The organism is Dorea sp. MB18-49 (assembly GCF_023669465.1).
In the GTDB taxonomy this organism is placed as follows: domain Bacteria; phylum Bacillota; class Clostridia; order Lachnospirales; family Lachnospiraceae; genus Dorea_A; species Dorea_A longicatena.
In genome coordinates this window covers 1-14,719 of the sequence record NZ_JAMOYX010000036.1, presented here as the reverse complement: position 1 = coordinate 14,719, position 14,719 = coordinate 1, and the positions used below count along the sequence as shown (strand labels likewise).

General features: G+C 48.4%; 13 protein-coding genes. All 13 read left to right on the top strand.

Annotated elements, in window-relative coordinates:
• The first annotated feature begins 215 nt into the window (after positions 1 to 215).
• The 13 genes from NCY30_RS10700 to NCY30_RS10640 all read left to right on the top strand — a co-directional run bounded on the left by NCY30_RS10700 (position 216) and on the right by NCY30_RS10640 (position 14,569).
• Complete coding sequence (locus tag NCY30_RS10700; protein WP_005333524.1) at positions 216 to 593, top strand: hypothetical protein; 378 nt, start codon at positions 216 to 218, stop codon at positions 591 to 593.
• 18 nt (positions 594 to 611) lie between these two features.
• On the top strand, positions 612 to 1,322 hold the full coding sequence (locus NCY30_RS10695) for a hypothetical protein (protein ID WP_005333522.1): 711 nt from the start codon (positions 612 to 614) through the stop codon (positions 1,320 to 1,322).
• Positions 1,323 to 1,337: 15 nt separating this feature from the next.
• Complete coding sequence (locus NCY30_RS10690) at positions 1,338 to 2,246, top strand: hypothetical protein (protein ID WP_005333520.1); 909 nt, start codon at positions 1,338 to 1,340, stop codon at positions 2,244 to 2,246.
• A gap of 1 nt (position 2,247) precedes the next feature.
• On the top strand, positions 2,248 to 3,939 hold the full coding sequence (locus NCY30_RS10685; RefSeq protein WP_005333517.1) for a lysozyme family protein: 1,692 nt from the start codon (positions 2,248 to 2,250) through the stop codon (positions 3,937 to 3,939).
• Between the two features lie 10 nt (positions 3,940 to 3,949).
• Positions 3,950 to 4,570 carry a DUF5038 domain-containing protein gene (locus NCY30_RS10680; protein ID WP_023921583.1) on the top strand — a complete coding sequence of 207 codons (621 nt, stop codon included), beginning with the start codon at positions 3,950 to 3,952 and terminating at the stop codon, positions 4,568 to 4,570.
• The gene (locus tag NCY30_RS10675; RefSeq protein WP_023921581.1) at positions 4,567 to 7,764 is read left to right on the top strand and encodes a TraG/VirB4 family ATPase; all 3,198 of its coding nucleotides are present in this window, start codon (positions 4,567 to 4,569) and stop codon (positions 7,762 to 7,764) included. The genes NCY30_RS10680 and NCY30_RS10675 overlap by 4 nt, the downstream gene beginning before the upstream one ends.
• A gap of 56 nt (positions 7,765 to 7,820) precedes the next feature.
• Positions 7,821 to 11,453: a VaFE repeat-containing surface-anchored protein gene (locus NCY30_RS10670; RefSeq protein ID WP_226861981.1), complete on the top strand. Its 3,633-nt coding sequence runs from the start codon at positions 7,821 to 7,823 to the stop codon at positions 11,451 to 11,453.
• Positions 11,454 to 11,520: 67 nt separating this feature from the next.
• Positions 11,521 to 11,883: a hypothetical protein gene (locus tag NCY30_RS10665; RefSeq protein WP_040015509.1), complete on the top strand. Its 363-nt coding sequence runs from the start codon at positions 11,521 to 11,523 to the stop codon at positions 11,881 to 11,883.
• Positions 11,884 to 11,945: 62 nt separating this feature from the next.
• Positions 11,946 to 12,221 (top strand): hypothetical protein, encoded by a 276-nt coding sequence (locus NCY30_RS10660; protein WP_008373818.1) that lies wholly within the window; start codon positions 11,946 to 11,948, stop codon positions 12,219 to 12,221.
• A 160-nt stretch (positions 12,222 to 12,381) separates the two neighbouring features.
• Positions 12,382 to 12,801, top strand: coding sequence for a DUF3268 family zinc-finger domain-containing protein (locus NCY30_RS10655; RefSeq protein ID WP_005333505.1), 420 nt, complete (start codon positions 12,382 to 12,384; stop codon positions 12,799 to 12,801).
• Positions 12,802 to 12,814: 13 nt separating this feature from the next.
• Complete coding sequence (locus NCY30_RS10650; protein WP_005333504.1) at positions 12,815 to 13,402, top strand: sigma-70 family RNA polymerase sigma factor; 588 nt, start codon at positions 12,815 to 12,817, stop codon at positions 13,400 to 13,402.
• Between the two features lie 20 nt (positions 13,403 to 13,422).
• Positions 13,423 to 14,109: a hypothetical protein gene (locus NCY30_RS10645; RefSeq protein ID WP_005333502.1), complete on the top strand. Its 687-nt coding sequence runs from the start codon at positions 13,423 to 13,425 to the stop codon at positions 14,107 to 14,109.
• Between the two features lie 13 nt (positions 14,110 to 14,122).
• A complete protein-coding gene (locus NCY30_RS10640; protein WP_005333500.1) occupies positions 14,123 to 14,569 on the top strand; it encodes a hypothetical protein in 447 nt (148 codons plus the stop codon).
• Positions 14,570 to 14,719 lie beyond the last annotated feature (150 nt).

The window sequence follows — 14,719 nt, the reverse complement described above, 5'->3', positions numbered from 1 at the left end:
AGAACGAAACGCAGCACTGCCGTATGGGAAGCCTCTCCTGCGGCAAATAAGCTGCGTTTTTTCTGTAAGATAGGAGGATCTTTACAATTTCATACTTTGATTTAGGACGCAGCCTGCATTGACCGGGCTGCGTCCTTTCTTGAGGCAGGAAAACCATAAGCAAAGGCAGGGGAGGTAATTCTCCTGCCGCTCTTATAAAAAGGAGGTACTTTTACGTGAAACACAAACTGAAAAACGCTCCGCCGGACACAAAACGGCATGTCAATTATGGCAGATGCCTGTATGCTGCATTTCTGGCTGTCACAGTCCTCTGCGGATACACACAGCCGGTTTTTGCCGCTACCATCTGGACCAAAGCCAATGAGATCATGAAGGATGTCTATAACCAGATTATCCTCATTTCCACCATTGCTGCAGTCGTAACGGCATCGGTTGCCCTTCTGATGATGAATTTTTCCAAAAGCGGAAAAACCGTGGACGAATCACGTGCATGGCTCAAGCGTATCGTCATTACCTGGGCGATCTTAAACGGGCTTGGCTTTATCATGGCTTACATCACCCCGTTCTTTGCAGGCGGAAAATGGAACGGATAGACGAAAGGAGATGCCACTATGGGAATACTTGACGGAATCGTGGAATGGATTGCCGAACAGGTCATGAACATTCTGGATCTGATCACCACTTCAGTCCTCGGTGCTCTGGGCTGTTCCATGGATACGTTTCTTCGCTACTTTCCTGCTGCCGAGACCATGTATCAGGTCTTTCTGGCACTGGGCATCGGGCTGATCCTCTTAAACTGGGTATGGCAGCTCTTTAAAAATTACTTTATGGGAGCCGGTATCGAAGCGGAAGATCCCATTAAGCTGTCCATCCGTTCCTTCCTCTTTATCTTTCTCACCTTCTATGCGAAAGATATTGTGGATCTGCTCCTGAAGATTTCAGGAACACCGTACAACTGGATTCTGACGGAAGACCTGCCGCCTTTAAAATTTGCGGATTTTAACTCCGTAGTCACAGTCATCCTGGGAGTCTGTGCAAATGGGGCGGTAGCCATCATTGCACTGATTCTGGTACTGATTCTGGCGTGGAACTACATCAAACTGCTCTTTGAAGCGGCAGAACGCTATATTCTTCTGGGGGTACTGGTCTACACAGCCCCGGCAGCTTTTTCCATGGGTGCCAGCCAGTCAACCGGAAATATCTTCAAAAGCTGGTGCCGGATGCTTGGCGGCCAGTTCTTTTTGCTTCTGATGAATGCGTGGTGCCTGCGGCTGTTTACTTCTATGGTCGGCACCTTCCTTGCCAATCCGTTATCCCTATAAGAAAGGAGGACCAAAATGAAACTTAGAAAGAAACTCATACCATTCCTGGTACTAACTGCCTGTCTGGTACTGTTTTGCTCCATGCCGGTCTTTGCAGCGGAGCTTACGGAAGCAGACGTGGAAGCGGCAGTTGCCAGTCAGGGAAAGGAAGCGGTAACCGGAAATGTCTTCGTCTGGTTCCTGTGTGCCATTGCCTTTTTAAAGGTATCCCAGAAAATTGATTCTTTTCTGGCATCGCTTGGCATCAATGTCGGCAATACCGGAGGAAACATGATGGCTGAACTTCTGATTGCAGGACGGAGCCTGACCGGTTCCATGCGTTCCCATGGTGGTGGCGGCTACCACAAAGCCTCTTCTCCCGGAAGTGCGGCTGTCGCAGGAAGCTTCCTATCCGGCGGGCTTGCCGGGGCAGTGGGAAGACAGGTACAAAGAGAAGCGGTCAATTCCGCAACCGGTTATACCGAACACAGCAGTATCGGAAACATGCTCTACCAGTCATCCCTGAACAAAGGCGGAGACTTTGCCAATCAGGTCATCAGCAACATTGCACAGGGAAATTACGGTCAGGTAGGTTCCATCAAGGGAGCAGACGCACAGAAAGCCTTTACTTCCTATATGGGCATCAATCCGGGCGGCGGTTCTTCCTATGATAATGTAGAAATCGGTGGCGGAAGGATCACCGGTACCGAAACCGGAAGCTCCGGAAACCGGGATTTTGCCCTGTACCATGCCGACCAGTATGCAGCTCCTACTCAGGGCTCCTACTCTACGGTACAGTCCGTGGATGGTTCCACCTGGTACAAGCAGTATGCACAGGATACGGTCGAAAAAACACCATATACTTCCGGCAGCGGCAAAGTAGCCTACAATGAATCCATTGTCCAGAAACTGCCGCCAGCCCCACAGCGAAAGGAGCGTATGTAACATGCCAAAAACAGCCTTGATGGGCAGTCCTCTTGCTGTCATCGGTACAGTATTCCGGCACAGGCGCACCCTTGCGAAAACTGGAGCAGCCGTCGGCGGTGTACTGATGCTTCCCATTCTGTTCCTTGTCATGCTTCCGGGACTCGTCTTCGGAGACCTCTCTGAAAATACCGGAGCACTGACCAGCAACACGGTAATCAGTGAAAATATCCGGGCTTCCAATCAGGCAATCGTGGAGGTGCTTCAGGAAAGCCATGATGCACTGCTTGCTAAGATCAATGCGGAAATTGCCAGACTCCCGGAAGGAGATACTGCCTCTATCAGCGATCCTTACGCTTCCAGTATCATCGTAAATGCGAACCAGCTCATCGCACAGTTTTGTGCCAGCCAGGATGACTATAAAAATATAAATATCAGCAAACTCAAAAGCCTGATCCGGGAAAACGAGGACGGGCTTTTTTCTTATGACGTTACTTCAGAAACGGCCACGGTGGAAGTTCCGGCGGAAGAGGAAAATGCACCACCCAGAAAGGTTACTTTTACCCGCCATACCTACACGGTCAGCTATGCCGGAGATGCCTACTTTGCAGATCACGTCTTTCATCTGACCGATAAGCAGAAAAAAACGGCAGACAGTTATGTGGAAAACCTGACCATGTTCTTTGGCGGCTCCGCTTCCGGTCTTGCCATGGCGGTAGGTGTCAGCGATGAGGTGCTGGCTTACCGGGCTACCATCCAGCAGGTCGCACAGAAATACGGCATGGAAGCTTATGTGGAACTCCTCATGGCAGTCATGATGCAGGAAAGCGGCGGGCGTGGAAGCGATCCCATGCAGGCGGCAGAAGGCGGCTTTAATAAGAAATACCCCCATGTCCCCAACGGCATCACCGATCCTGCTTATTCCATCGAATGTGGGATTCAGGAATTAAAGTATGCACTGGATAAAGCAGGATGTACCGGACCTACCGACCTGGACCGCATCAAGCTGGCGCTTCAGGGTTACAATTACGGCTCCGGCTATATCGACTGGGCAATGGAACGTGACGGCGGTTATACCAAAGAAAACGCCATTGCTTATTCGGATATGATGTGTGCCCGTCCGAACTGGCATTATGACCGGTATGGGGACAAGGAATATGTGGAGCATGTTCTCCGGTATTATCAGATTACCAATACCGGCGGAAGCTATCCGGCAAACGGAATGCAGATTCCGCACTATCTCCAGACCGATTACGGGAACATTCCTTATGGCGGCGGCTCCATCGCATCTTCCGGCTGCGGGCCTACCAGCTTTGCCATGATCGCCAGCTACCTGACCGGGAATACCATTACCCCTCCGGATGCGGTGGCATGGTGCGGGAATTCCTATTACAAGCCGGGAGTTGGAACCTACTGGAGCTACTTTCAGGCTGCAGCCAGTCATTTCGGCTGTGGCAGCGTCACACAGACCAGCAATGCCAATACGGTACTTCAGGCACTCTCCGAAGGCTGTCCGGTCATCTCCTCTCAGCGGGCAGGACTTTTCACCAGCGGCGGACACTTCATCGTACTCCGAGGTGTTACGGCAAACGGCAAGGTACTGGTCAATGATCCCAATGACAGTGACGCAAAGAACTATATTAACCGTGAATTTGATATGATGTCGGAAATCCATGCTACGGCAAATGCCTACTGGATCTTCGACAAAAAATAAAGGAGCCATTATGAACAGAACAAAAGTGATTCTTTCCATTTTTCTGATGCTGTTTCTGCTGCTTGCCGGACTGGTTCTCCCCAGTTTCTGGAAAAGCCAGAAAAAAGAAGCTTCCGGAAACAAAGGCAGGGAACCGGCAAAGGAAACAACAGAAACAAATTCTGATACCCCCATGCCGGAATATCTGGATTTTGATGCTTTAAAAGCATTTTTCTCCGACAGCCAGATTGCTTCTCTCAAAGGGCAGTTTCCTGTCTACCTAAAAGAGTATGTCAAAAAAGAACAGACAAGCATCACCTTCCTGCCGGAAAAAACCAGCTACCCTACCGAAACAACCGTCTGCCTGATGTTTTCACTTTCCGATCAGGATACGCTTCCGGTTACCTATCACACCCCGACGGGTGTGTTTTTATTTGGAGAAGACGGGGTACAGGTCTCTGCAGATACGACTGTTTACGAAAAGCAAACCGATGATTCCCTGCCGTCCCTGACTTCGCAGGACATTGAACACCTGCAGGAAGGCGGGTATCCGGATACTTCTGACAGCCCGGAAGCTCCGGACACAGAATCCGGCAGTGCCTCTGTGCCTTCCGAAGATGCGAAAGATACGAAAAAGGAGGTGCAGCCATGACACAGCCAGAAGAAACACCGGTTTCCTTTATCCCTTCCAACTTCATTGAGAAAGGCAAGATCCTAAACGGAACTTTTGACATCCGCAATGCCATAGAAAGCATTGTTCTTTCCCTGGCAATCGGTATCCCTGTTTTCCACCTGCCGCTGTCCCTGACTGCCCGCATCATCATTCTCTGCATGACCGCACTTCCAGCGGCAATGGTAGCCCTGATTGGAATCGGCGGGGAGAGCATCACTGCCTTTTTGATGAATGCCCTGCGTTTTGTAGTGAACCGCAGGGTAATCTGGAGGTCCGACAGTCTTCCGGAAGGAAAGCCACGCAGGAAACCACGTTTCAAAGAGCCAAAGACAAAGAAACACCGGAAAGCAGAAAAAATGGCAGAGCCTTCCAAAGTAATGGCATCGGCTCCCCCACAGTCTGAACCGGACGCACCAGCTCCGCCAAAAAGTAAAAAAAAAGAACACCGGCAGTTTGATACCTCCACCAAGCGGGGCATCAAAAAACAGGCAAAGGAAGATATCCGTTATCTGAAGTGGGAGCAGAAAGAAGCCAGCCGACAGAAAAAAGAGGCGGCGAAACAGATAAAAATACAGAAAAAAACGGAAGCCCGGAGACGAAAGGAGGAAGAAAAACGGGCAGTTTCCGAAAAGCGGGCTGCAAAAAAAGAGCAGAAAAAAAAGGTGGTTTCCAAGGAGGACACCTCATCTGCCACGTCAAAACCCGTTTCCCGGAAAAAGCGAAAGAAAGACCAGACCTTGGAGGATTATCTTCCGGTGGAAAAAATCGCAAACGGAATCGTCTATACCACAGACGGACGGTACGTGAAGATCCTGGAGATTGAACCAATCAACTTTCTGCTTCGAAGTGCCAGGGAACAGCAGGGCATTATCTACAGCTTTATCAGTTACTTAAAGATCAGCCCTGTCAAACTCCAGATCAAGATGATCTCCAAAAAAGCAGACATCAATAAGCATCTGGAGCAGTCCCAGCTGGAGCTGGAGCGGGAAACCGATCCCCACTGTCAGGAACTGCAGCGTGACTACATCCAGTTTGTCCAGAACTTAAGTTCCAGAGAAGCAGTATCCAGACGGTTCTTTCTGATCTTTGAATATGAACCATTCAACGCAAACCGAAAGGAAGAGGAACGGGAAATCCTTGCTGCTCTTGAGACAGCCTCCCAGACCGCCAAAACCTTTCTATACCAGTGCGGGAATGAAGTGGTCTCCCATGACAATGAGGATGAATTTACTACGGATGTTCTCTACACCCTTTTAAACCGTACCCTTTGTACGGAGGTTCCGCTTTCGAACCGGATCAGCACTGTACTGTCCGCCTATACAAAGGAAAATCGCATGGAGGAACTGGATCACATCCGGATCAACGAGTTTCTCGCACCGGAAAGTGTGGATTTCAAGCACTCCCATTATGTGCAGATCAATGGGCTTTACCATTCCTACCTGCTTGTGCCGTCTGACGGCTACAAAAACCGGGTAACTCCCGGATGGCTGTCACTCCTTGTCAATGCCGGGGAAGGGATTGATATTGATTTCTTTCTCCAGAAACAGCCAAAGGACAAGATTCAGCAGCGTCTCGGTCAGCAGATCCGTATCAACCGTTCCAAATTAAAGGATGCGTCCGATACCAACACTGATTATGACGATCTGGATTCTGCCATCCGCTCCGGATATTTTCTGAAGCAGGGACTTGCCAACAACGAAGATTTCTATTACATGAATCTTCTCATCACCATTACTGCTTCCACGTTGGAAGAACTGCAGTGGCGGATTCAGGAAATGAAAAAGCTCCTGATCTCGCAGGATATGAACTTACACTCCTGCTACTTTTTACAGGAGCAGGGATTTTTATCCTCTCTGCCGCTGGCAAATCTGGACAAGAAGCTTTTTAAGCTGTCCAAGCGGAACGTACTGACTTCCGGGGCGGCAAGCTGCTATCCCTTCGTCAGCTACAGTATCTGCGATGATAACGGAATCCTCTTTGGGGTAAACAAGCATAACAATTCCCTGGTCATTGCGGATATCTTTGATTCCAGGCAGTACAAGAACAGCAACATCTGTATCTTAGGCTGTTCGGGAGCAGGAAAGACCTTCACCATGCAGACCATGGCACTAAGGATGCGAAGAAAAGGCATCCAGGTGTTCATCATCGCTCCGCTAAAGGGACACGAATTTTACCGGGCTGCAAGGAATGTCGGCGGAGAATTTATCCAGATCTCTCCTGCCAGTAAGAACTGTATCAACATCATGGAAATCCGGAAGGTAGACAATTCTGTAAATGAACTGCTGGACGGACCGACACTGGATGCCTCCGCACTGGCAGGCAAGATCCAAAGGCTTCACATCTTCTTCAGTCTGCTGATCCCGGATATGTCCCATGAGGAGAAGCAGCTTCTGGATGAAGCCCTAATCAAAACCTATGCCAGAAAAGGGATTACACATAAAAATGAATCCCTGACAGATCCGCAGCATCCGGAGCAGTACAAAAAGATGCCCATTCTGGAGGATGTCTACAATGTCCTGCTGGAAAGCGAGGATACCAAACGTCTGGCTCATATCCTGAACCGCCTGGTTCACGGTTCTGCTTCTTCCTTTAACCAGCAGACCAATGTGGACCTGACCAATAAATATACGGTACTGGATATCTCCGAACTGACCGGTTCCAGCGATCTTTTAACGGTCGGCATGTTCGTTGCCCTGGATTATGTCTGGGATAAAGCGAAGGAAAACCGTACCGAAGAGAAAGCCATCTTTGTCGATGAGGTCTGGCAGCTCATCGGTGCATCCAGCAACCGGCTTGCAGCGGAATTCGTACTGGAGATTGCCAAGATCATCCGTGCTTACTCCGGAGCCGGCATCTTTGCCACACAGGATTTAAACGACTTCTTTGCTCTGGATGACGGGAAGTACGGCAAGGGTATCATCAATAACTGCAAGACCAAGATTATCCTGAACATGGAGGATGAAGAGGCACAGCGGGTGAAGACTATCCTGCATCTATCGGAAACAGAAGTAATGAACATCACCCATTTCCAGCGGGGCAACGGTCTGATCTCAACCAACAACAATAACATCACTGTGGAATTTAAGGCTTCCAATCTGGAAAAGGAGCTGATTACCACAGATCGGCAGGAGCTTCTGGAAATCCTTGCGAAACAGAAGAAACAGGCTGTGTAACTTTTGGCAGCACTGACGCTGCCCTTTTCATTTGAACTTCAAGAAGGAGGAGACTTATGTTACAGACATACAAATCCTATACCAGACGGACGCTGGCTATGCTGCTGGCAGTCCTTGTCGCAGTCGGCGCATTGTTTTCCGGCAGTTTTCCGGTTCATGCAGCCGACGGCACCATCAGCTATAAGGCAGGTGCCAATATCCCTTACGGCAGCTATTTTACCTCCCGCATGAGCTTTGACGGGAGCAATACTGCCTACTGCGTGGAACCACTGAAGAAAACACCTTCCTCTGGTTCCTATTCCTATGACCTTTTAAGCCAGAACTCCCCGCTCAGAAAAGCGCTCTACTACTTAAACGGCGGTTACGGCTACGATAAAGTCGTCAAGGATAAATATTTCAGTGGCTGGAGTGATGATAACAGCTATGTCATCGGACATCTGGTTGTCGCTTACATCTATGCCGGTAATTCCGCTGACACCGGAGCTTTCCATGGCGCCCCGCAGTCCTATATTGATAAAGCACTGGAAGTAGCCAGTGCCATTCAAGGACTTCCGAACCCGCCGGAAGGCTTCCGGGCATTCATCGTTCCGGGACAGGGCAGCCAGACCATTGCCGGAAGCTGGTATCAGGTTCCAAACGGCTGGATCGAACTGAAAAAATCTTCTGCCAACGGAAGCGTATCGGACGGGAATCCGAATTACAGCTTAAAGGGTGCTGTGTATGGGATCTATCAGGGTGAGAAGCTCATCCAGAAACTGACCACTGATGAAAACGGGTATGCCAGATCCGGCGAACTGGAGGAAGGCGATTATACCATAAAAGAGCTCTCTGCTTCCAAAGGCTACATTGTAGACACCAAAGCTCACAAAGTCACCGTAAAAGCAGAACAGACTTCTGCTGCAAACGTAACAGATATTCCGCAGAATAATCCCATGAATCTGGTGCTTGAAAAGCTGGATGCCGAAACAAAGAAAGCCTCCCCACAGGGAGCAGCTTCCCTTGCAAACGCAGAATTTACAGTCAAGTTCTATACCGAGCAGTCTGACAGTGATCCTGCGGAAGCTGGAAAGAAACCGGCACGTACCTGGGTATTAAAAACAGATGTTTCCGGAAAGATGCATTTTACCAAAGATTCCTTTGTAAGCGGCGATGCCTTTTACTATACCAGTGATGGCAAGACCGTCTGTCTTCCGCTCGGTACCATAACGGTACAGGAAAGCAAAGCCCCTGCCGGATACCAGCTCAATCCAACTGTCTTCGTACAGAAAATTACAGGTGACGGTAAGCAGGAAATGGTTTCGGTATACCAGTCTTCTACCATAGAAGAATCTGTCATCCGTGGCGGAGTGAAGATCCAGAAACGTGACAGCGAGACCGGAGAAGCAAAACCGCAGGGTTCTGCCACTTTGGAAGGTACTGTCTTTGCGATCACTACGTTAAATGAAAATCCGGTATTAGTAGACGGAACATCCTACACGAAAGATCAGGTTGTCCTTACACTTACTGCCGATAAATCCGGTTCTGCTGCAACTGCAAAAGATGCTCTCCCATTCGGACATTACCGTGTGGATGAAACAACTGCACCTTCCGGTTATCTGAACAGCGGAAAGATCTCTGTAGAATTTGACATCACAGAACAGGGAAAAATCGTGGAACTGACTGCAAAAGACAATTCCATCTCCAATCAGGTCATCCGCGGGGATCTGGAATTTGTCAAGATTGCTGACGGCAGCCAGAACCGTCTGGCAAATGTGCCATTTAAGATCACTTCCAAAACAACAGGCGAAAGCCATGTGATTGTGACAGATGCCAACGGTTATGCCAGCACTTCCTCCAAATGGAACAAACATACCGCAAATACCAACCGGGGTGAGTCTTCGGAAGACGGCATCTGGTTCGGCACCTCCAAACCGGATGATTCCAAAGGCGCTCTCATTTACGATACTTACACTCTGGCGGAACAGCGTTGTGATTCCAACAAAGGCATGGATCTTTTAACCTTTGAAGTCAAGGTTTATAAGGATTCTGTTCTGATACAGGTTGGAACTCTGACCGATGATGCCATTGAGATCGGCACGACTGCTCTGGATGCCGAGACCGGTACACACATGAGCCAGCCGGCAAAAGAAGTGACCATTGAAGACGTTGTGGAATACGAAGGACTGAAAAAGGGCCAGAAATACAAACTGACTGGAACCTTAATGGATAAAAAAACCGGGGAACCAATCCTTGTGGATGAAAAACCGGTGATTTCTGAAACTGAATTTACTGCAAAGAAATCCTCCGGCTCCGTCAAAGTAACCTTTACCTTTGATGCAACTTCCTTAAAGGGAAAAACAACCGTTGTCTTCGAGGAATTATATCAGGATGAGATGCAGCTTGCAGTCCATACCGACATCAACGATGAAGACCAGACCATCTATTTCCCGGAAATCAAGACTACTGCGAAAGATGCGGACACGAACTCCAATATTTCCTGTGCAAAGGAAGAAATCACGCTGGTGGATACGGTTTCCTTTAAGGGGCTGGTTCCTAACCAGAAATATGAAGTGACTGGAACTCTGATAGATAAAGAAACAAAGAAACCAGTCGAAGCAGACGGAAAACCGGTGACAGCAAAAGCATCCTTCAAGCCAAAAGAATCCGCTGGTACGGTAGATGTTACCTTTACCTTTGATGCCAGCTCCTTAAAAGGGAAAACAGTAGTTGTCTTTGAATCCCTGGCTTACAAAGACAAGGAAGTTGCCGTACACACAGACATTGCGGATGAAGGACAGACTATTTACTTCCCGGAAATCAAAACCACTGCAACAGATGCTGCTTCCGGCACACACTATGCAAAACCGGAAAAAGAACTGACGCTTACAGACCTTGTGGAATACAAAAACCTGATCCCAGGCAAAGAGTACAAGCTGACAGGAACACTCATGGATGCGGAAACCGAAAAACCTTTCGATGTGGATGGCAAAGCTGTGACTGCAGAAACAAGTTTCACTCCGGAAGAAGCTAACGGCAGCGTAGAGCTTTCCTTTACCTTTGATGCCTCTGCACTTTCCGGAAAAACGCTCGTGGCATTTGAAACAATGACTTTTGAAGATCACGAAGTAGCGGTACATGCGGACATCAAAGATGCCAACCAGACCATCTACTTCCCGGAAATCAAAACCACAGCCAAAGACGGCAGTGACGGGGATCAGGATGTCTCTGCTTCCAAGGAAGCGACTATCGTAGATACGGTCACTTATCATGGTCTGATGCCTGGATCTGAGTACAAAGTCATCGGAACCCTGATGAATAAGGAAACCGGAGAGGCTTTGTTAAAAGACGGAAAACCAGTTACCGCTCAGGCAGAATTTAAAGCAGAAAAAGCTGGCGGCTCTGTGGAAGTTACCTTTACCTTCGACGCTTCTGCTCTTGCCGGACAGGATGTGGTTGTCTTTGAAAAGCTCTACTATACAGACGGAAAAACCGAGCATGAGATTGCTTCCCATGAGGATCTGAAGGATGAAGGTCAGACCGTACACATGACGGAGCTTTCGAAAGAACCGGAGACGCCTCCGGTAGCTCCGCCTGTAAAGACCGGCGATGAGACGCCGCTTCTCCTGTATGCCGGAATCGCCATAGCTGCACTTGCAGGTGCAAGTGTCCTGGGCATCGTTTACTTCAAACGCAAAAAGAAACATCAGTAACTCATAACGAAGACTCCTGCAGGCAGCTCCCACATGGAACTGCCTGCTTCTTTAGTAGGTGATGAATATGAAACACCCCCACTGCAAGACAGATGCCAAGCACATCCGTCATTTTCTGAACCTCTGTGAAGGGAACTGGCACTCCTGTATCTACGTCTGGTGCCGCACTTGTAACGCACAGGAAAGCTGTGAGAACTCTGGCTTTTTATTCCATCCGGATGAAACGGGAAGCCCCTGCATCCTCCCTCTTTCAGATGCAGCGCTTTTGTTTCCCCGGATACCGGAGCCAACCGAATGTACCGGAAGCATGAGCATTGCTGCTTTTACAGAGCTTTATCTGCCCTATCTGGCCGCTCAGAAGCTGCCTTTAAAGCCATGTCCCATTCCGGCACTGCTCCGGCTTCAGGAGAACCAGCAATATGACTGGTAACAAAAAGTTGCACTTTCAGGCTCTTATACGTACAGGATATGTAAAGAAAGGAGGCACTGCCTATGTTAAACGTAATTTCAATCATCCAATGTATCGATCAGGTCTTTACGAACCTGATATTTATTCCCATGATTTTTGTCCTGTATGTGAAATTCCGTCCGAAAAAGCCATGGACCAGAAGGCGCAGGAACACTTACCTGCTCTGTCTGGTACTGATCAGCTTATTCCTGCTACGGATTTTCTGTGAGAAGTTCATCTTTACACCGGTTAATTATCCACGTTTCACAGACAGCGGCTTATTCCCGCTCATCCGAGCAATTTTCTATCCCGGCATCTGAAAAATGGGGATTCGTGCCATTTAGTCCGAATCTGGGATCAGTATCCGCTTGCGTCCTATGGGAATTCATCACCTGCTTACTTACAATATAAGTATACAGTACGTACTGGTTATTCACGTACACGTTACGTATCGTGTATGTACAAGCGAGGTGAAAACAGATGAAGAAACCAAAAATCATCCGCTGCCCTTACTGCGGCGGAACAGCAATATTAAGAGATGCATCCTTTGTATATGGAACGCATTCTCATGGCGGACAGGTTTATGTCTGCTCCCACTATCCATCCTGCAATTCCTATGTCGGGGTACATCCGGGAACCAAGATACCAAAAGGAACGCTCGCCAACCGGGAGCTTCGTCAAAAGCGGATTCAGGCACATCGAATTTTCGATCAGATCTGGCAACAGGGCATCCTTTCCAAACCGGAAGCATATCGCTGGGTGGCAGATAAGTTCTGTCTGACAGATAAGCAGGCTCACATCGGACAGTTCAGCAACTATATGTGCGACCAGCTCATTCGGGAATCCGCAGATGTTTTAAAGAACAACCATATTCCCTTCCGCCTCCGGGCAGCCAGCTGAAAGGCGGTGATTGATGATGACCTTACCACTAAATAAAAAGCAAAAACAACTGGTGGAAAAATCCATGGATCTGGTTCCGATCATGATTCGTTCCATGACCCGCACCGCTGCCTATGTAACTGAGGAAGAACAACAGGAATTATGTCAGATTGGATATCTGGCTTTGTGCCGGTCGGCTGTCGGATTTGAGGAAGGAAGATCATTCCAGCCTTATGCCAAAACTATCATCCGTCATGCCATCTTTGACTACTGGCGGAAAATTGCCCGTGACCGCTCCATGCTCTGTTCTCTGGACGAAGCATCATCTGAAGATGAACATCTCCATTATCGTGATTTGTTTTCCTACGAGGATACACAAACAACTCACCCGGAAAAGGACACAAACCAGACCTTGCTTCTTGAGCATTTAACCCAGCTTGGCACCGGACAGTCCTCAACTATTCAGAAGGGAATTGTAGCCCTCTATCTGCAACAGCAGGGATATACCAGCTTTGACTTGGCAAAACACTACCAAGTACCAGCCAATCGTGTACGGGCATGGCAGAGCAAAGCACGGAAACTATTACAGCAGGATGATGCACTCTATGCACTTCTGACTTAACCTTGAAGGAGGGAACTTTTATGCTGACACTTTATACTGCTGTCGGAACCTTAAAATTTCAAAAAACGACAGGCGGAAAATCCATTCCTCTTGTAATCAACGATGGACAAGAATATGGACTATCGGATGACGAGCTGCTGCTCTGGAGCTGTCTTGCCTTCCAGATTCTGACGCTCCATGAACTCCAGGATGCCTATACCCTGCGCCAGATACAGAAAGAAGGTCCGAAAGGCTTATCCTTCCAACACTATCTGAACCGACTTTCCTTACGCGGTCTGGTTGTAAGCGGAATTGGACTGACAGGGGTGGATGCCTTATATCGCCTTCTCGGCAGTCTGACCATTATTCCCTTGAAGGATACCTTTCCCATCCGGCTCTTTGGCTGCGTTCAGCTTTATCTGGAAGGAACTATTGGTGCAAAAGAGTTTGGCAGATATTTAAAGAAGAAACCCTCTTCACCGATGGAAGATACCATTCTGAAGCTGGCTGATAAGGTATCCCTCACGACCGCTGAGCTTGTCACAAGTATGGAGCAGGAAAAAGTAATCCACAACGAATCGGATATTATGGATGAGTTATACACAGAACCGGAGACAACTTACCAAACACTTGTGGATGATGTCCAGATTCACCATACCCAGTATCCAGTGCTGCAGGCTATTGCTAATTTGTACCTGAATAAACAAATCACATTTCATACATGTTAAAGGAAGGAACCTTATGCCAAAACCATTTTTCACAAAGCTGGTTGCCATCAGTGCAATCGGCTTTTTCTGTGTACTTTTTGGGTGCATCTTCGGGATCGCCACCCATGACCGGCTCTTTATCCTCATGAGCCTCCTCATCGGAATCTGCAGCATCTTGCGTGCACTCAGTTTCTACCACCTGATCCATACACATGCTTATCTGTCACTGGACGTAAGCTGCACGAAACGGGAACAGACACTCTTCGGGAAAAACCAGCAATATTGGTTTGCCAGTGATAACGGAAAGGAATACGCCTTCTCACTGGAAAAGAATATCAAACTCCTAGAGGGACATCGGTATCGGCTGTACTTCCGGAAACCACAGCAGGGAACAGGGCAATCGATGCCATGTGCCGGAGATATTCTCGGATATGAAGAACTCACCGATCAACTGCCGGAACTTCCGGATACATCCGTTTAGATAGAAAATGAGCCGCCCGTACTGTGGTATGCTACCCTCATATAGGACAATGAAATATAAAAGTCCTATATGGGGGTATTTTCATGTTCAGAAAGAGTAAGATAGAACCAGTAGAAAAAGTAAAAATAGTCGAACGCTACCTTGCAGGAG

Coding starts and splice junctions, on each gene's coding strand:
- NCY30_RS10675 (WP_023921581.1), top strand. CDS start 4,567: ATGACACAGCCAGAAGAAACACCGGTTTCCTTTATCCCTTCCAACTTC.
- NCY30_RS10685 (WP_005333517.1), top strand. CDS start 2,248: ATGCCAAAAACAGCCTTGATGGGCAGTCCTCTTGCTGTCATCGGTACA.
- NCY30_RS10640 (WP_005333500.1), top strand. CDS start 14,123: ATGCCAAAACCATTTTTCACAAAGCTGGTTGCCATCAGTGCAATCGGC.
- NCY30_RS10645 (WP_005333502.1), top strand. CDS start 13,423: ATGCTGACACTTTATACTGCTGTCGGAACCTTAAAATTTCAAAAAACG.
- NCY30_RS10655 (WP_005333505.1), top strand. CDS start 12,382: ATGAAGAAACCAAAAATCATCCGCTGCCCTTACTGCGGCGGAACAGCA.
- NCY30_RS10670 (WP_226861981.1), top strand. CDS start 7,821: ATGTTACAGACATACAAATCCTATACCAGACGGACGCTGGCTATGCTG.
- NCY30_RS10695 (WP_005333522.1), top strand. CDS start 612: ATGGGAATACTTGACGGAATCGTGGAATGGATTGCCGAACAGGTCATG.
- NCY30_RS10690 (WP_005333520.1), top strand. CDS start 1,338: ATGAAACTTAGAAAGAAACTCATACCATTCCTGGTACTAACTGCCTGT.
- NCY30_RS10665 (WP_040015509.1), top strand. CDS start 11,521: ATGAAACACCCCCACTGCAAGACAGATGCCAAGCACATCCGTCATTTT.
- NCY30_RS10660 (WP_008373818.1), top strand. CDS start 11,946: ATGTTAAACGTAATTTCAATCATCCAATGTATCGATCAGGTCTTTACG.
- NCY30_RS10650 (WP_005333504.1), top strand. CDS start 12,815: ATGATGACCTTACCACTAAATAAAAAGCAAAAACAACTGGTGGAAAAA.
- NCY30_RS10680 (WP_023921583.1), top strand. CDS start 3,950: ATGAACAGAACAAAAGTGATTCTTTCCATTTTTCTGATGCTGTTTCTG.